Here is an 18,102-nt window from a genome sequence, read left to right as displayed (position 1 = left end):
ATTTTTTAATGAAAAAATCAGTTCTTATACTTTCTGCATTGGCATGTATTGTATTCCAGTCTAGTGCACAAATCAGTAAAGGAGGCATTCCTTTATCTTTTCAACATAAAATTGAATATAATACCATTCCCTTATCTACTTATAATAATCCCGATTGGGAGGCTTATCTGACAACTGAAAAGGAACATGTTGACTTTACAAGACCTTATCTGGCCGGCTTATACGCTGCCACAGATTTTGGTTTTCCTCAGTCGGGACAATTGATTACCTTGGATAATGGCAAACGTGTGTGGCGCGCTCAGATCGCGGTACAGGATGCACCGGCAATCGGATTAATGTATGATCGCTTTCAGCTGCCAAAAGGGGTAAGCCTGTATTTATCTAATGAAAACCAGAAGCAGGTATTGGGTGCTTTTGACAATAGCAATAATGATCCTTCAGGTGTATTTATTACAGATGCCATACAAGGTAGTATTGTTAATGTGGAATTGGATATTGATGCAGGGGTGGCCTTAAATACGATACAGTTACACATAGATAAAGCAATCGTTTTTCACAGAGCTATAGAACATTTGGCGCAGTATACCACAGCAGCAGGCACGCAAACCATCGCTACAGCTATTGATAGCGCTTTGCTAGGCTCATCTTCTGTATGTATGATCAATGCTATTTGTCCTCAGGGAGCAAACTATGTGATTAATAAAAAAGCTGCGGTGCAAACTTTATTGCCGGTAACTGGGGGCGTCTCTCTGTGTTCGGGTACCTTATTGAACAATACCGGCAACGGTATTGGTGCGTGTAGCAATGCTTATATATTAACGGCTTCACACTGTGAAGCAACGGGTTCTTTAAACAATGCCACCTTTAATCAGATGATGATCCGGTTTAATTTCGAAAAAAGTGGCTGTACTTCTACGGAAGTACCTACAGCACAAACAATCGTTGGCGTTAACGTTATAGCCCGTTCCAGTTATAGCTCTTCGATGTCGACGTCCTCAATTAAAGGGGATTTTATGTTATACCAATTGCGGCAAACGGTGCCTGCCAGTTACAATGCTACCTTATCGGGTTGGAACAATAGCGCGGGTATCGCAACGACGACAAGTGAACCTAAAAAATTCATTGGATTTCATCACCCTGCCGGAGATGCAAAAAAACTTTCCTATACTTATGATATAGAAAGTACCGAACTGGGCAATAATCCGACCAATACCCATTGGGGTATGATGTTAGATGGTGGTTATGTAGCAGGCGGTTCTTCAGGTAGTGGCCTGGTTAACCCGGAGGGATCTTTAATCGGTATTGCTTCCGTAGCGGGAGAAGTTAACCCTCCTTCATCTTGTAAAGTAAATGCCAAAGGGCAAACAACCGATGTAAATGCCATGAAATTTGTAACTTATAGCAAGTTTTCTTATGATTGGGATTACGCTTTGGATGGTGCCGGTGCCAATCGCAAATTAAAATCATGGCTTGATCCTAACAACTCCGGTGTGAGTACTTTAGGTGCTTTGAATGCAGCAAACTGTGCCGCTACTTCAGGAACGGGTATCAATATGAAAGACGATGAGTTATCAAATAATATCACGGTATTTCCTAATCCTAATACAGATGGTCAGGTAAAGATTCAGTACAATTTAAAGTCGACTGCTGATTTGCAGATTATGGTTTATGATGTTACGGGTAAAGTAGTTTATCATTCTTTATTACCCAAGGCACTGAATGGTACGGCGCAATTGGGATTGCAACATCTTTCGAATGGTATGTATGTGGTTAAACTGAGTACGGAAACCGGTTTTGCTACTAAAAAAATAATGATTCAGCAATAAATACATTGCCCGATCGTGCATAAAAAGGCTACCTATTGGGTAGCCTTTTTTATTGTCATATTCTGATCAGATGAGGCATTGCTGATACACATAATTGTTTTTTTGCTTAATATTGTATACTTAATCCATTTATATAATATATTCCATTTTTTAATGAAAAAATCAGTACTTATACTTTCTGCATTGGCGTGCTTTGCATACCAGTCTCATGCGCAAATCAGCAAAGGAGGATTACCTCAAACAGCCAAAACGGAGATCGCCTATGCGAATATTCCGGTGGCTAGCTATGCAAATCCCGATTGGGATGCTTATTTGCAAACAGAAAGAGAAAACACAAAATTTACCAAGCCCTTTTTAGTTGCTTTATATACTGCTACTGATTTCGGTTTTCCTCAGTCGGGACAGTTTGTGACCTTAGATAACGGGGAGACCATTTGGAGAGGCCAAATTTCCATCGCGGGTGCCCCGGCAATCGGTTTATTGTATGATCAATTCAATTTGCCAAAAGGGGTAAAATTATTCTTGACCAATGAACAAAAGAATCAGGTGTTGGGTGCATTTGATGCGGAGAATAATGATGCATCGGGAACTTTTGTGACCGATGCGGTACAAGGAAGTGTTGTGAATGTTGAATTGAATATAGAGGCGAATGTAGATGTCAGAGATATTCAATTGCATATCGACAGAGCTGCAGTATTTCACCGTGCTATTGAGCATTTAAAAACATATGCGACGGCCAATATTATGCCTTGGGATGCTTATGATAATGCCTTGAACGGATCTTCTTCTGTGTGTATGGTGAATGCCATCTGTCCGCAAGGAGCTAATTATACTAATAATAGGAAAGCTACCGTTCAATTACTAATGTTTTCTGCGCAAGGTGTAGGTGCTTGTACGGGTACTTTGGTGAATAATACGGCCAATACGACGGCCAGTTGTAAGCCATATTTATTAACGGCTACCCACTGTGAGCCTACCGGATCTGTTTCCAGTACGACTTTTAATCAGACTTTAGTGCGTTTTAATTTTGAGCATAGTGCTTGTACAGGAAGTGCTAATCCTACTTCTCAATCTATGACTGGTTTGAATTTTGTAGCGAGGGCTAATTATAATGAAGCCACAACTAATGCAAATCAAATCAAGGGTGATTTTATGTTATTTACCTTAAAGCAAGCAATTCCGGCTAGTTATGGTGCGGTTTTGTCTGGTTGGAATAACAATCCTGCTATCCCGACAACGGTAACAGAACCTAAGAAATTCATCGGTTTTCATCATCCTGATGGCGATAATAAAAAATTGTCTTACACACATCAAATACAATCTGCTAATCTGGGTGCCGCAAATACCCACTGGGAAATGCTTTTAGAAAACAGCTACGGTTCTACCGGTTCTTCAGGAAGCGGTTTGTTTGACGGTAATGGATTCTTAATCGGGCAGCTTTCTGTAGGAGGTCCTTATAATACGCCTGCTTCCTGTGTGAATAATGCTGCAGGAGAAGCCACAGATGTTGGTGATTATGTAGAGTACAGTAAGTTTTCCTATGTATGGGATTATGCCGTAGATGGAAGTGCGACAAATAGAAAACTGAAACCCTGGTTGGATCCGGCGGGTACTAATGCCGTAACCATTAACCCGGTAACTGCTGCTTGTGCTGCCATCAGCACCACATCGATTAATAAAGTAGATGAGGACCTTTCTAATAACATCAGTATTTTTCCAAACCCTAACAGAGATGGTTTATTGACGGTTCAATATAACCTTAAGGCCAGTAAAGACTTATTGGTTTCGGTATATGATGTGACGGGTAAAACAGTATTAGAATCTAAAGTGAGTAAGGTGCAGAATGGTACCGCCCGTTTGGATTTACAATCTTTATCTGCCGGTATGTACATCATTAAGTTTACGACCGAAGATGGGTTTGCTACTAAAAAACTGATGATTGCTAAATAAGTTTTTCTCCTTAGTGACGATAAAAAATGGCCGTAAGCGATACGGCCATTTTTTTTATAATTACTTTGTCCATTAGCGGGGGGAATTCCTTCCCATGAATGCGCTTGAATATTTCGTATTGTACACCAGATAAAGAAGATCAATCAATAGTGTCACATATTTTCGTATTATAAAAATGCAGCCTGAACAGGCTGCCTTTTTATAATACATAATTAATTCATGGGTCCGCCACCCGGAGGAGGCATCATACCACCACCCGGAGGTGGGGGAGGCATCATACGCATATTACCTTCGCCTTTAGTTTCCATATCCGATTCGGTACTTCCTTTTCTGAAATTACGAATGTTATAAGTAAAGGTCAGTAAGAAATAGCGTTGTAATACATTCGAGCTCACCGTTTGGTTATAAGATTCTGTAAAGGATTGTGCAATACTTCTATTTTGACCCAATAAGTCAAATACGGATAAGCGAATTTCTGCTTGTTGTTTTTTGAACAATTTCTTACCGATACCGGCGTTCCATAACAAGAAATTCTGATTAGCACTGCTGGTCAATCCTTCATACAATTGGTGATTCAATTCTGTATTCAATACCATTCCCTTCCAGAAAATATAGTTTGCTGCTAAACGTGTGCTTTGGTTTAGATAGTTATTATCTGCATTACTGTTCAGCGTATTTTGTACAAAGTTCATGTTGGTATTAGACGATAAAGTAAAATCTATCTTCTCACTAATGTTACTGCTGAAAACCACACCTAATCCTACATTCCGGTTATTGGAATAGTTTTTGGCATTATTGATATATCCCGGTGTGCGGGTGATTCCTCCATTCAGGTTCACATTAATATTCGATTTCAAAGAAGGAATAGGCGTACTGTAGGTTGTGAACGCGTTAAAGCTATAATACCCGTCCATATTGCGTTGTGTGGTGTATTGGCCACCTTTCGCAAGGGTGATATTATTACCGACAGTGGTATCATTGGCCGCAATAATTGTACTGTTACCGATATAATCATTCGTCAGGCTACCGCGTAACATCACAAAAAACATACTGTTCGTTTTGGCATTGGAGCTGGAGTAACGGCTAAACAGGTTATGGGTATAAGACTGTTTCAGATCCGGATTACCTGAGGTTAATTGCAAAGGATTACTATTATCGATTACATCTTGTAGTTGGGTAACACTCGGCGCGTTGGTTGCTGTTCGGTAGAACAAGCCCAGGTTCTTCGTCTTACTGAAATTAACCCGCATCATAGCCCGGGGTAAAATGTTCTGGAAATTTTTATTAATTGCCGATTCATAAGGGAAAACGCGTTCTCCCTCCAGCACTGATTTTTGTGCATCCGCACCCACATTAAAACGAATCATTTTATTATTAAACGTATAGCGTAAACCGACAGCGTTTGTTTTGTATATCGTCGTATACTTATTGCTTAAGGCAGTATCCTGCATCGTATAGCCTAAAGTATTTTCATCATAGTTATAGGTCAGTTTATCAGAATTCGTTTTTTGATACCCGTTGTTATAACTAATCTGGATTCCGCTATGCTTGGTGATTGGCTCTGTATATTCTACATTACTGTTCATATTCCATCCGGTACGGTTCAGGGTAGAATTTTGATCTAAGGTATCATTCAACTGTACAGTAGGGTAGAACGTATTGATGGCATAAAAGCTGCTGTTTCCTTTGTTCTCATTCAGACCATTATTAATTCTGATATTAAAAGAACGACCCGCTTTTTTAAACTTATGAAAGTACATCAGCATATTAGAAAAGCTATACCCGTTCAGTTTGGATTCGAAATCATTCTTGGTACTGTTCGCAATACTATTGTCCAATGTAGCAGTATTTCCCATCAGGTTAGAATTACTGTTGTTATTCTGAAGTGATAAACTGGGTACCCATATCAAGGTATTGTTACTGTCGATCGTATAGGTCAGGCGTGCATTGACCCGGTGGTTATAGTTATGCGCCGTTGCATTACTCAACTCCTTATAAGTTTGTCCCGATTCATTATTCAGTACATACTGGCGGTCTGTTTCCTGCGTGGTATTCGTGTTGGTATTATTGAAAAAATAACTGGCCGTCAGCTCTACTTTTTTACCCAATTTATCGGTATAGTTGAAGCCCAATGCATTGGTTTGGGCAATGCCGTTTTGGCTATTTACCATAAAGTTGTTAGCGCTATTACCGCCGCCCATGCCGCCTCTGCCGAATCCGCGGCCACCGCTAGAGCTGGAAATACCCAACAAATCCTGTGAACTGAAGTTTTGGATATTTACATTATTACTTTGTGCAATAAAACTGATCCTGCGATCGCCTTTAAAATAGTTGATGTTACCACCGGCACTATAACGGAAGGCATCATTATTGACCGCCCCATTAGAGATGCTATTAAAATCCAGGCCACCACCGGCAAACACTTTGCCAAAGGTCCCTTCTCTTTTTTCTGTTTTCGTGACGATATTAATTGCTTTAACCGTTTCACCATCATCTACGCCGGTCAGCCTTGATTGTTCACTTTTCTCATCATATACCTGTATTTTGCTGATCACCTCTGCAGGCAGGTTTTTCAATGTTGAGGCCGCATCATCACCAAAAAAAGGTTTTCCATCTACCAGTACTTTGGCCACCTTCTCTCCTTGTGCTTTCACATCACCACCACTAAGATCTATACCCGGCATCTTCCTCACCAAATCTTCTGCGGTTGCATCCGGATTCACTTTAAAGGCATTTGCATTATAGCTTGAGGTATCCTGGTTTTGTTGTCCTGTCAGTAAGGTAGACGTTACGGTTACTTCTTTAAGATTGGTATTGGCGTTGCCAAACTTCTGAATACCCACATTAAGATCCTTATCACTGATGTCAATATTCTTTTCGAGTGGTTGTGCCCCGATCATGGTAATACTAAGAATGTACTTTCCATTTTCGACACCATCAATAATAAAACTACCATCTTCTACGGAACTGGTTCCTTTGATGTACTTATTCTCTGTTGTTTTGAGCTGGATAATAGCGCCAAGTACTTCTTCGTTAAAATTGTCTTTTACAATGCCCGAAATTTTGTAGGCCGTCTGCGCCGAAAGTGTTAAGGATAAAAGGACTGCAATGATTGTGCTAAAAAGCCTCATGTTTAGATGTTTTATGATAGATACGAATGAGCAAAATTGACATTTATTTGATTATAAATGACGATCTTAGAACCAAAAGATTGTTAATAGTTTAATTATGCGGTGAACTAAACTTTTTTAGCGGAGTTTTAAGGTCTTTCAGGGAAATGATACCCAAAAGCAGATAGAGGCATAGCGCCATAAACAGGGTAAAACCCATTTGAGCGATAGCCGGGAATGTATTCATAAAATGTGCGATCGCATAGGCACCCAAACTGCTACAGATCAAAAAAAGTAAATGCCTCAGAATCCATTTTCGGTCAAATTGTAAATGCATGGTCTGGGCACTAAACCAGATATTACAAGCGCTGACAAACAGCAAGGTAATAAAGGCATTTCTTGCGGTAACAATCCCGGCATTGGCACCGGAGGTATAAATGCCATAAAGATTAAGGCCAACATTAATCAAGACGGCAAGGAAAGAAATTCGTACCAGGGTTTTAATGTTGCCATTGGCTGTCAATAAAGTGCTGTAGATATAATTGATTGCGTACAGTGGTAAGCATAGCATCAGCCATCTTAATATGGCCGTATCCGAAGTGCTTACCTCTTTATATAACTTCAGGAAAATAAAATCGCCCCAAAAGAAAATAAGTATAAAAATGCCCCATGAGGCCGGAATCAAAATATTGGCAGATAATTTTATGATCGACCGGTAATCCTCTTTTTTTGCAATCATTTTGCCTAATAAAGGCAGTAACATACCGGCAAACAGTACTCCGGACATATTATTACAAACATCCAGTAGCCGGAAGGCGGCTGCATATTTACCGGCAAGGGTCCCATCAGTGGCGAGCTTTTCCAATAAGATTACATCAGAGCGCATATAAATGCTCATCAGGAAAATAAGTAGTGCATAGGGGATACTTTGCTTTAATACCAACCGGACTTTTTTTAGTTTAATATGATGCCAGTGCAGTTTACTTAATTTTCTGCAGGTTAAGAAACCGGCTACTGCGGCAACAATAAAAGCACCCAGCTGTGCCAAGGCAAAATGTTGAATGGTAAAATGATGCCTGATCTGTGGAAGGAACAGCAGGCCGGCGACAATGCCGATAACGAGAAACCGATCAAGTACAGAAAAGATACTATCTGTTTTGAAATACTGGAGGGCCGCAATATTGCTTCTGAAAAATAAAAGAAATGAACTGGTAATCTGTACTAAAGTCAGGGTAATTAACAGCAGGAAATGGCTGGTCGTATAACCCCACAATGTACCCAAACCTATGATAATAGCAACATAGATAAAAGAAAGAATCAGCTTAGCGATAATGATATTGGGAAACAGGTTACGCATCGCCTGCGGCGCTTTGGAGACAACCTGGTTATTGTAGTTTTGCAAACCAAAATCCAGCAATACCTGGAAGATGATGGTGAAATTGAGAATGGCAAAATAGCTTCCATACACAGCATTGCCGACGGTATTCTGTACCGTGCGGTCTATGCCCATGATCCACAGTGGCTTTACGATTAGATTGACTAATAGTAGAAAAAGCAGATTCTGTACAAAATGTTTGCGCAAGGAAAGGTGTTTTAATGCTGCAAGGTAATTAAATTATTGTATTAGCAGTTAGCGCGNNCGCGCTAACTGCTAATACAATATAAACCTATTTCTTTTTTAATTTTAAAATAGAGAAATCAGTATCTACCGCTTTGATGGTATTCGTTAAGACGCCCATTTCTGCCACTTCCAGAACCACTTCATCATTAGGCAACAGCCATTGTGGTACTGCATCCGGATTGTTTAATTTTGCCGTGCCATTTAGTTCCAGGAAACAGCCGGTACCTACGGTGCCACTACCAATTACATCGCCGGGAAGAATGTCTGCACCGTAAGCGCAACGCTCCAGGATTTCAGCAAAAGTCCAGTCCATGTCGGCCATATTACCTTCACTCACCTGAATGCCATTTACGGTACAAGTCATTTTAAGGTTATAGCTATTACCGGTATGATTTGGTTTTGGGGCTACCTTAAATGCTTCCAGCTCGTCCGGAGTAATCATCCATGGTCCGATCACCGTAGAGAAATCTTTTCCTTTTGCAGGCCCGAGGTTTAAGAGCATTTCCTCCATTTGTAAGGTACGCGCACTCATATCGTTCATGATGCAATATCCCGCGATATAGTCATCTGCTTCTGCAGCGGTAATGTTGCGTCCTTTCTTACCCACAATTACGGCTACTTCCAGTTCAAAATCCAGCTTCTCAAAATGATCTGGCATACATTCGATTTCACCGGGACCCTGAATGGCATTATGATTGGTAAAATAGAAAATAGGGTATTGGTCAAACTCTGCAATCATATCCACACCACGGTTACGTCGTGCAGCCGCTACGTGCTGACGGAAAGCATAACCATCTCTGCAGGATGTAGGGCGTGGTACCGGTGCCAAAAGCGTCGCCTCAGCCATCTCGATACTTTCCACACTTTTTTGTCCTGCATCCAAAGCGGCTACAGCTGCTTTCGTTATTGCAAAAGTTGCCGCCCAATTGTCCAGCATTGCTTGCATGGTATCTGGCAGGCTGGCATCTAATGCCGCAGTATTATATAATTTGCCATTGTGTAAAACAGCACTTTGTTCTTTCCCGTTTTGTAAATGAGAGACGAATTTCATTGTATCAATAGATTATGTTTAAAGTCAAAAATGTAAGGGCAAATTTAAGTCTTATGTTTTACATAAGTGTACATTAATCGTTTTGTTCCGGTATCTGTAGTTCATTCCCGCGCGCACGATTTTCTTTTTAGTATGTAGTAAATAGCGGGCATCCCTTGAAGAATGCCCGCTATTCAATATACTTTGGGTTAGATAAACCACTTCATTTTCCAGACCCCCAACACCGCTTCTTTAATAATGCCCTTAGACATTTTAGATGCGCCCAGTACTCTGTCTGTAAAGGTGATGGGTACTTCCTTTATTTTAAAACCGGCTTTCCAGGAGCGGTATTTCATTTCGATCTGGAAGGCGTAACCAATGAATCTGATCTCATCAAGTGGTAAGGTTTCTAATACTTTTCGTTTATAGCAGACAAAACCTGCAGTGCTGTCCCGTACTGGCATCCAGGTAATGATTCTGGTATAAAAAGAGGCACCTTTCGATAAAAAGATACGATCGGCAGGCCAGTTTTCCAACTTGCCGCCTTTTACATATCTAGAGCCAACACTAAGGTCTGCACCTTCGGTATGGCAAGCCTCAAATAAGCGGATCAGGTCTTTCGGTTTGTGTGAAAAATCGGCATCCATTTCAAAAATATAATCGTATCCCTGTTGTAATGCCCATTTAAACCCATGTATGTATGCGGTGCCCAAACCTAATTTACCGGTACGTTCCTGAATATGTAAACGTTGGCCATAGGTATGCTGCATCAGATCTTTTACGATATCTGCCGTACCATCTGGAGAACCATCATCTACAATGAGCACATGGAAATCTCCGGGTAGCTCCATGACAGCAGCAATGATTAGTGCGGCATTTTCTTTCTCGTTATACGTAGGTATGACGACCAGCTTTTTTAAATTGTTCGTTTTTTCTGCCAAAATGGGTTCTATTTTTTTAATAACATCGCGTTCAAAATTTCAGAAATGCACTGTTTGGTATTGAGTGCGAAATCTGATTGCATCATCCAATCATAATACTGAGGTTCTTTCTTAAATACCTGCTCTACAGGAACCCCTTTGTGTTTGCCAAAGTTGAAAACCGCTACACCATTTTTCAGTACAATTCTACGGGCATAATCTACAAAATCATCTCCTCCCGTAAATTTATGTAATTCAACAACGTTATTTTCTATGGTTCCGTTATATCTATCCAGCTGTGATTCCAATATTTCAATAGTCGCTTCAACATCTGCCAGGGCCGCATGGGCATTGACATGTTCTTTCTGACAATAAAAATTATAAGCAGCACTCAAGGTACGGGGTTCCATTTTGTAAAATACCTGTTGTACATCAACCAATTTTCTTTTCTTAAAATCTACTTCCACACCAGCTCTTAATAATTCTTCTGCCAGACAAGGAATGTCAAATTTATTAGAATTATAGCCACCCAAATCACAATTTTTTATAAAAGTGAAAATGTCGTGCGCCACTTGTTTAAAGGTAGGGGCGTCTTTTACATCATCATCAGTAATGCCGTGAATAGCCGTTGTTTCGGCCGGTATCGCCCTTTCCGGGTTGATGCGTTTGATATAAGTATCTCTTGTGCCGTCCGTATTTAATTTGACAATGGCAATTTCAATGATCCTGTCTTTAGCCGGGTCAACACCCGTCGTTTCCAAATCAAAGAACGCAATTGGTTTTTCTAACTGTAATTGTGCCATATTGTGGTGGTCTATGTAAAACGACTATTGGTTTATGAATACAATAGTCGTTTTTTTGATAATGATTATTATGCTTTGTTTAGAACCTGGAGTTATTCCGCTGCAGGTGCATCAGGCGTCGTATCAGGTGTTTCTTCATTATTTGCATCAGGAGTTTGCTCTTCGGTTGCCGTCGGGTTTGTTCCTTCCGGATCCGTTGATACTACTACATCACCTTCTTCTATAATTTCCTCTTCTTCTCCCTGATCCTGAATACGGGCAATAGCTGCAATCTGGTCTTTATTGTCAATATTGATCAGTTTAACCCCTTGCGTTGCTCTGCCGGCTTCTCTTACACTTTCCACTTTCATTCTGATGGTCAGACCACTTTGACAAGTAATCATCAGATCATCGGCCTGAGTCACAGATAATAAGCCGGCCAAAGGACCTGTTTTATCTGTAATGTTCATGGTTTTTACCCCTTTACCACCACGATTCGTGATCCGGTAACTCAATTGGTATAAACTTTCTGAACCGTCTTCATTTTTCAGCGTAAAAGCTTTCTCCTTATCTTCATCTGTAGCCTCTTCTCCGATTAATTCAAAGAATGGTGTACGTTTACCCAAACCTTTTTCCGATACCACCAATACTTGTCGGTCTCTGTCCTTAAAGTCTTTAGATAAACAGATCATTCCGACTACGGCATCGCTTTCTCCTTCTAATTCAATTCCGGAAACACCGATAGCGCCACGACCCGTTGCTCTTACGCGGTCTTCGTTAAAGCTAATCGCTCTACCGGATTTGATCGCCATCATAATAAAGCTTTCGCCGTCAGTTAAGGCTACATCTAACAATTGATCGCCTTCATTGATGGTAATTGCATTCACCCCGGTTTGACGCGGACGGCTGAACTCTTTTAATTTTGTTTTCTTAATGATCCCTTTTTTGGTACACAATACAATATTATGTTTGTCTACAAAGGCTTCATCATCTAGCTTAGGTACATCGAGGATCACGCGGATTTTATCATCCTGTGGTATTTGCATTAAGTTTTGGATAGCCCGTCCTTTAGCATTTTTATCCGTTTCCGGAATTTCATATACCTTAAGCCAATAACACCTTCCTTTTTCCGTAAAGAACAAGAGGGTATCATGTGTAGAGGCAATGAACAGGTGTTCCAGATAATCTTCGTCCCTCGTTTTGCCACCCATAGCGCCACGACCACCTCTTTTCTGAGAGCGATAATCTGCTACAGAAGCACGTTTGATATAGCCTAAGTGAGAAATCGTGATCACCACATCTTCTTCTGCGATCATATCTTCGATACGCATATCGCCCGAAGCATATTGAATCTCAGTGCGACGCTCGTCCCCGAATTTCTTTTGTACTTCTAATAATTCTCCTTTGATAATGTCAAAACGGATCGACTCATCTGCCAAAATTCCTTTTAAATGATTGATGGTTTTCATGAGTTCATCATATTCACTTCTGATCTTATCAATCTCCAGTCCGGTAAGCGTCCGTAAACGTAATTCTAAGATGGCTTTTGCCTGAATTTCCGATAAATCAAAAGAAGTCATTAAACCTTCTCTGGCTTCATCAGGTGTTTTGCTTTCCCTGATAATTTTGATGGCTCGGTCCAGGTCATTTTGCGTACCAACTACTTTCATGTAGCCTTCCAGAATATGCGCTCTTTTCTCTGCTTCTCTTAACTCGTATTGTGTTCTTTTTGTAACGACCTCATGACGGAATGCGACAAACTCCGAAATCATGTCTTTCAGGTTCAAGGTACGCGGACGACCTTTTACCAGCGCTACATTATTGATGCCATAAGAAGTTTGTAATTCACTGTATTTATACAATTGGTTGATGATTACCTGAGCAACTGCATCTCTGCGCAGCTCTACCACAACCCTTGTACCTTCTTTATTCGATTCATTGGCTACATGGGTAATGCCGTCAATGATTTTATTATTCACCAGGTAACCGATCTTTTCGGCCAGGGCATCGCGGCTTACCTGATAAGGTACTTCCGTGATGACGATCTGATCTTTACCATTTTTTAACGTCTCAACCGTAACACGACCCCTTAAGACAACACGTCCGCGGCCTGTTTGGAATCCCTGCTTGATTCCGTCGATTCCGTAGATGATACCACCTGTCGGAAAATCCGGAGCCTTTACGTAATGCATCAGCTCATCAATGGTAATTTCTTTATTTTCGATATAGGCAATACAACCATTGATTACTTCCGTAAGGTTGTGCGGCATAATATTGGTGGCCATACCCACAGCAATACCACTGGAACCATTTACCAGTAACTGAGGAATACGCGTCGGTAATACCGTCGGTTCTTCAAGACTGTCATCAAAGTTTAATCCAAAGTCAACCGTTTCTTTTTCGATGTCCTCAATCATGCTTTCTGCATAACGTTGCATCCGTACCTCAGTATAACGCATCGCTGCCGGACCATCTCCATCCTGAGAGCCAAAGTTACCCTGGCCATCAACCATCATGTAACGCATGCTCCAGGGTTGGGCCATACGTACCATCGCATCATACACAGAGGAGTCACCATGCGGGTGATATTTACCTAAAACTTCCCCTACCACACGGGCAGATTTCTTATGAGGCTTGTTATGTGCCATGCTCAATTCATTCATGGCATAAAGCACACGACGGTGTACGGGTTTCAATCCGTCACGCACATCGGGTAGGGCACGGCCTACAATTACAGACATCGAATAGTCGATGTATGCGCTTTTCATCTGCTCTTCAATATTTACAGCTACAATTCTGTTTTGTGGCTCATTCTCGCCCCCCTCATTCGGAAGGATTTCATTTGTATTATCGCTCATTATCTTGGCTTAAAAAGTCTCGCAAATATACGGTATTTAATGGCTCTGAGTGTCATATATTAATTCATATATTAAACCTTTTTCCACATTGTTGATAATTCTTTTTTACAGGCTTTTTCGAGCCTTGATTTTTAGGGAAATAATTGTATTTTGCGGTATCTTTTTCACTTCAAAAAAAACAATATTATGATGATGGCAGCATTAGGTATAGTCATGTTGATAGGGGCACTTATCGGGCTTACCGTATTTATTATTTATTTATTAAACCTTAGCAATACAATTAAGGCTGCGGCTGTTGCAAACCGTCAAATGAATCCTAATTTGGTATGGTTGTTGCTGATTCCTTACTTTGGCTCTTTTTGGTATCTGTATGTCGTTAACAAACTTTCCCAAACGATTGTTGCAGAGTATCAATCCAAAGGCCAGCCTTTACCTACAGCAAAACCCACTTATGGAGTAGGGATGACTTATGCAGTATTGTCTATTATAAGTACGGTGATGGGCCTGTTCAATATGTCCGATACAATTGCTAAGTATAAAAGCATGCTCTCGGGCGAAATGCCGACCCAGGATCCTAATGCGGCCTTCGATGCCATTTCTGTATTGGGTGGTGTGATTGGACTGGTTGCATTTGTACTCTGGATTGTATACTGGGTGCAAACAGCCGGTTATAAAAACAAGATGAAAATGTTGCCGAATAACAGTACTTCAAGTGAGATTTTTCAGGGTCTTTAAATCATCCTGTAGACATAGCATCAACAATAAGCGCAACCGGCACCGGTTGCGCTTATTGTTTTAAGAGATAGTGTCCGATGCTACAGCGTAAACATTGCTTTTTACTGCAATAATGATTGTAAAGCTGTATCAGGGCTTGAGATTGGACGGCATTTTGCGGAGTAATATTTAATGCCGCCCATTTATCCAGAATATGGTTTTCCTCCGGAGGAGTACCGTGTAACAGCTGCAGTGCCTTTTCTTTTTGATGCAGGTTGTCCGTATGGGCCGCATAGAGGTATTGTATGGGGGCTATGGTGTTGATAATGATATTTTGGATCATAGACTTGCCCATGTGTTTTTGAGTTCTTTTAGCGGGCTTTTCGAAGGTGTAATGATCCTGCCAGTAGGTACTTACTTCTGTATACAAGAGCGCCTCTATCTCCAGATTATCTTTTGCTGTGATCATTTTAGAAAACAGGTCATGGCTTTTGTGGAGTAACATGGCCAACTGAGCCAGCCGAATGGTCGGAAAATGTGCCGGTCGCATTCTCGAAAATTTCCAGATGTGTTTCGGTACTGCCTGAAGTTGGTATTTCTGTTTATAAAAAGCATAATGTATCGTCAGCTCTATCGCATAAGGATCCTGGGGTACTTCGGGTATAAGACCTGCCTGGCCAAATAAAATAGCTTCTATATGGGATAATTCTGTTCTATGCTTCGATAAAATATTCAGGGGTGTTTGCAGTGCCAGCTGTGCAAACGCGGCAGCGTTCGCTTTAGTGCCTAAATTATAGGCTATACGGTGATAGAGCAAGCCTCTCCAGTCGTAATTACTCTTTACCAATAGCGCTTCCATAGCAGCAGATTTTTCCTCCCAGCGTTCTACAAGCAAGCGATCCAGCCAATGGTTCCGCAGTAGTTCCGGCACCTGTTGTGTCGCGGTGTTGCAGGCAATAGTTTGCTGTTGCAGCATTAATTGCTCATAGTAGGTAATCAGGGTCTGTTTGATCTTTCCTTTAAGGCTCAATACCGGAAAATTGCCCAGGCTATAAGACACATCTTCCTCCAGCACCACATGTAAAATAATGTTGTGATAATTGGTATCCTTATGATGCTGATGTTTAAGCCAGTCGCTTTCTTTCAGGTGAAGCTCAATATTACCTATCCAGGTGGTATTTTCGATGAGCAATTTTGCACCGATAAAATCAGGGCCTGCATCGGGGTTATGCTGCCCTCTGTGTATAATCGTAATCCCTCTGCCGTCTTTTAAGCATAAATTTTGAGGGTTAAATAGTGCGTATTGCCATATAAACTGAAATAACTTTTCGTTCATAGGTCAGGTTGTTTAGTACCCTAATATTACGCACTTTTGATTACATATAAAAGAAGCGCCACGGTGTGTTACCGTGGCGCTTCTTTTATATCTTAGTAAACTAATTGAAAATTAAGCAGTAGCTGTAATTTTTCTAGTTAATTTTGATTTTAAGTTATTCGCTTTATTCTTATGAATAACATTGCGTTTTGCTAATTTGTCAATCATAGAAATTACTTTTGGTAATTTTTCTGTCGCTACTTCTTTTTCACTTGTAGCTAACAAGGTACGAATGGCATTACGAGTAGTTTTGCCATAGTATCTGTTGCGATCGCGACGTTTAGCAGCTTGTCTTACGTCTTTACGGGTTGCTTTATGATTTGCCATTGTAAAATGTTGTTATAAATTTTGGACTGCAAAGGTATCATAATTTTTTAATCTGTCAAATTTTTTTTATTTTTTTTTAATTAAGGCCTTATATTTGAGTTTACAGGCTGTAATGAAGTACCTATAGCACGCATCCCTCTTATAAAATGACGATTAAGACGATTAGAACGTATATCCTTCGGCGAAATTACCTGAAATTCCTGTTTTTTGGTAATTATTTCTATGCACTCTGCGCGCTTGCTTTATGTTTAGAGTCCCTTTTTACTTTGAACATCCCTTTTTTTGATGGGCATTATCTGGCTATTATGTTCCTGGGGGTTATTGTATTTTATACTAATGCCTATCGGTCACTTAAAGATGCAAAGACAGACAGTGTTTTTCAAAACCCCTTTTATGTACAAAGAACCTTATGGTATATTAAAAACGATCGTCTCGTAAGGGCGCAACAATTTTTATGGGCCGCAGTTATCCTGTTTGCCGCGTTATATTATTATATACCGATTATCAGGCATCAGGTCATTGCACCACTTGATTATGCAATTATATCAGGTGCCCTGCTGTTGGCCTTTTCATATATTGGGTATGGCCGTTTTAATATACGCCGTTATGGTGTACTGAAACCTTTGGTCATCTCCTTATTATGGACGATGACGATTACGGTGTTACCGGTGATGAGCAGCCAATGGCTGATTGGAAGTAAGCCGGCCTACAGTCCGCTTTTTATGTTACTCTGTCTTTATAATACCCTTTATATCCTGCAGCTTTGTATTTTATTTGATATTAAAGACTATGCCGTAGATGCTCGGAGCGGGCTGCGGACCTTTGTCGTATCCTTAGGTTTAAAGAAAACAATACGCTTTGTTCTGATACCTTTATATATACTATCGATTTTGTTGGTTTGTATAATGGCCTGGTATGGTCAATATACAATAGGGCAAACCGTGCTAAGTCTCCTGCCTTTATTGGGTTTATGGTATGTGGTTCGTTTACTACGGAGACCTCAGCCCTTATTATTTTACCTGTTTATTGTAGATGGTCTTATGCTCTTAAAAGGGCTCGTGGGCATCCTCGTTACCTTCCTGTAGTATTAGCTTGTCTTTTGCCTGGGTGTAGATGTTGTGTATGCGTTGTATTATATATAGTATAGCCGGTCATGAATACACTTAGTTTGCATCGTCTAAAGGCTCAACAATCAAAAGATATAACGCAGCAAATTGCGTCAAGTCAAAAGGTTCCAAAAGCCATAAAGGAAAACCCAACGAATAAAGTAAGTTCTTGTTTCCTAAAAGCGGATACTCAATTAATGTTATGTGGTTCTAATGCTTTAGCTCCTTGCTTATTGTACTTATTATATATAGTCCCGGAAATACTTTGTGGCTTATTATACAATAAACAGGGTAGGGTTTTGTTAGAAGAAACTGTCCAAATCGATGATATTCCCCTTTATAGCGCATCATTAAGTTACTTAAGCGCCTACCAACACGATAGAAGCTGTTTATTTCAATAAAGATTTCATTGGTTGCTAATCAATACAGTACTGCGTTTCAGGGTAAAATTAACGGCATTTTAAACATTTTGGTTGCTTTTTT

At 40.4% G+C, this 18,102-nt stretch carries 12 protein-coding genes; 4 read left to right on the top strand and 8 right to left on the bottom strand.

The genetic code is table 11. The features are described from left to right. Positions 1-8 precede the first annotated feature (8 nt). The gene (locus DBR32_RS04345; protein WP_124635084.1) at positions 9-1,826 is read left to right on the top strand and encodes a T9SS type A sorting domain-containing protein; all 1,818 of its coding nucleotides are present in this window, start codon (positions 9-11) and stop codon (positions 1,824-1,826) included. Positions 1,827-1,979: 153 nt separating this feature from the next. Continuing rightward, positions 1,980-3,776, top strand: a complete 1,797-nt coding sequence (locus DBR32_RS04340) for a T9SS type A sorting domain-containing protein (RefSeq protein ID WP_124635083.1) — start codon at positions 1,980-1,982, stop codon at positions 3,774-3,776. Between the two features lie 212 nt (positions 3,777-3,988). Here the strand turns inward: DBR32_RS04340 and DBR32_RS04335 are convergent, their stop codons facing one another. The 6 genes from DBR32_RS04335 to gyrA form a co-directional block, all read right to left on the bottom strand. Further along, complete coding sequence (locus DBR32_RS04335) at positions 3,989-6,907, bottom strand: outer membrane beta-barrel protein (RefSeq protein WP_124635082.1); 2,919 nt, start codon at positions 6,905-6,907, stop codon at positions 3,989-3,991. Between the two features lie 91 nt (positions 6,908-6,998). After that, positions 6,999-8,468, bottom strand: a complete 1,470-nt coding sequence (locus DBR32_RS04330; RefSeq protein WP_124635081.1) for an oligosaccharide flippase family protein — start codon at positions 8,466-8,468, stop codon at positions 6,999-7,001. An 85-nt stretch (positions 8,469-8,553) separates the two neighbouring features. Continuing rightward, positions 8,554-9,558 (bottom strand): fumarylacetoacetate hydrolase family protein, encoded by a 1,005-nt coding sequence (locus DBR32_RS04325; protein WP_124635080.1) that lies wholly within the window; start codon positions 9,556-9,558, stop codon positions 8,554-8,556. A gap of 188 nt (positions 9,559-9,746) precedes the next feature. Then, positions 9,747-10,478 carry a polyprenol monophosphomannose synthase gene (locus DBR32_RS04320; protein ID WP_124635079.1) on the bottom strand — a complete coding sequence of 244 codons (732 nt, stop codon included), beginning with the start codon at positions 10,476-10,478 and terminating at the stop codon, positions 9,747-9,749. An 8-nt stretch (positions 10,479-10,486) separates the two neighbouring features. Beyond that, positions 10,487-11,260 (bottom strand): 3'-5' exonuclease, encoded by a 774-nt coding sequence (locus tag DBR32_RS04315; RefSeq protein ID WP_124635078.1) that lies wholly within the window; start codon positions 11,258-11,260, stop codon positions 10,487-10,489. Positions 11,261-11,352: 92 nt separating this feature from the next. Continuing rightward, the gene (gene gyrA, locus DBR32_RS04310) at positions 11,353-14,097 is read right to left on the bottom strand and encodes a DNA gyrase subunit A (RefSeq protein WP_124635077.1); all 2,745 of its coding nucleotides are present in this window, start codon (positions 14,095-14,097) and stop codon (positions 11,353-11,355) included. A gap of 186 nt (positions 14,098-14,283) precedes the next feature. On the opposite strand from gyrA, the gene DBR32_RS04305 reads away from it, so the two are divergent. Further along, the gene (locus DBR32_RS04305) at positions 14,284-14,832 is read left to right on the top strand and encodes a hypothetical protein (RefSeq protein WP_124635076.1); all 549 of its coding nucleotides are present in this window, start codon (positions 14,284-14,286) and stop codon (positions 14,830-14,832) included. A gap of 52 nt (positions 14,833-14,884) precedes the next feature. Here the strand turns inward: DBR32_RS04305 and DBR32_RS04300 are convergent, their stop codons facing one another. After that, a complete protein-coding gene (locus DBR32_RS04300) occupies positions 14,885-16,147 on the bottom strand; it encodes a DUF2851 family protein (RefSeq protein WP_124635075.1) in 1,263 nt (420 codons plus the stop codon). 111 nt (positions 16,148-16,258) lie between these two features. After that, on the bottom strand, positions 16,259-16,513 hold the full coding sequence (gene rpsT / locus DBR32_RS04295; protein ID WP_124635074.1) for a 30S ribosomal protein S20: 255 nt from the start codon (positions 16,511-16,513) through the stop codon (positions 16,259-16,261). Between the two features lie 146 nt (positions 16,514-16,659). Between rpsT and DBR32_RS04290 the strand changes: the two genes are divergently transcribed. Further along, positions 16,660-17,598: a hypothetical protein gene (locus DBR32_RS04290; protein WP_124635073.1), complete on the top strand. Its 939-nt coding sequence runs from the start codon at positions 16,660-16,662 to the stop codon at positions 17,596-17,598. Positions 17,599-18,102 lie beyond the last annotated feature (504 nt).

The sequence above is a fragment of the Taibaiella sp. KBW10 genome (assembly GCF_003852495.1).
Lineage (GTDB): Bacteria > Bacteroidota > Bacteroidia > Chitinophagales > Chitinophagaceae > Edaphocola.
The sequence above is the reverse complement of the archived record's forward strand: the minus strand, read 5'-3'. Positions and strand labels throughout refer to the sequence as shown.

Coding starts and splice junctions, on each gene's coding strand:
- DBR32_RS04305 (WP_124635076.1), top strand. CDS start 14,284: ATGATGATGGCAGCATTAGGTATAGTCATGTTGATAGGGGCACTTATC.
- DBR32_RS04345 (WP_124635084.1), top strand. CDS start 9: ATGAAAAAATCAGTTCTTATACTTTCTGCATTGGCATGTATTGTATTC.
- rpsT (WP_124635074.1), bottom strand. CDS start 16,513: ATGGCAAATCATAAAGCAACCCGTAAAGACGTAAGACAAGCTGCTAAA.
- gyrA (WP_124635077.1), bottom strand. CDS start 14,097: ATGAGCGATAATACAAATGAAATCCTTCCGAATGAGGGGGGCGAGAAT.
- DBR32_RS04290 (WP_124635073.1), top strand. CDS start 16,660: ATGACGATTAAGACGATTAGAACGTATATCCTTCGGCGAAATTACCTG.
- DBR32_RS04315 (WP_124635078.1), bottom strand. CDS start 11,260: ATGGCACAATTACAGTTAGAAAAACCAATTGCGTTCTTTGATTTGGAA.
- DBR32_RS04335 (WP_124635082.1), bottom strand. CDS start 6,907: ATGAGGCTTTTTAGCACAATCATTGCAGTCCTTTTATCCTTAACACTT.
- DBR32_RS04340 (WP_124635083.1), top strand. CDS start 1,980: ATGAAAAAATCAGTACTTATACTTTCTGCATTGGCGTGCTTTGCATAC.
- DBR32_RS04325 (WP_124635080.1), bottom strand. CDS start 9,558: ATGAAATTCGTCTCTCATTTACAAAACGGGAAAGAACAAAGTGCTGTT.
- DBR32_RS04300 (WP_124635075.1), bottom strand. CDS start 16,147: ATGAACGAAAAGTTATTTCAGTTTATATGGCAATACGCACTATTTAAC.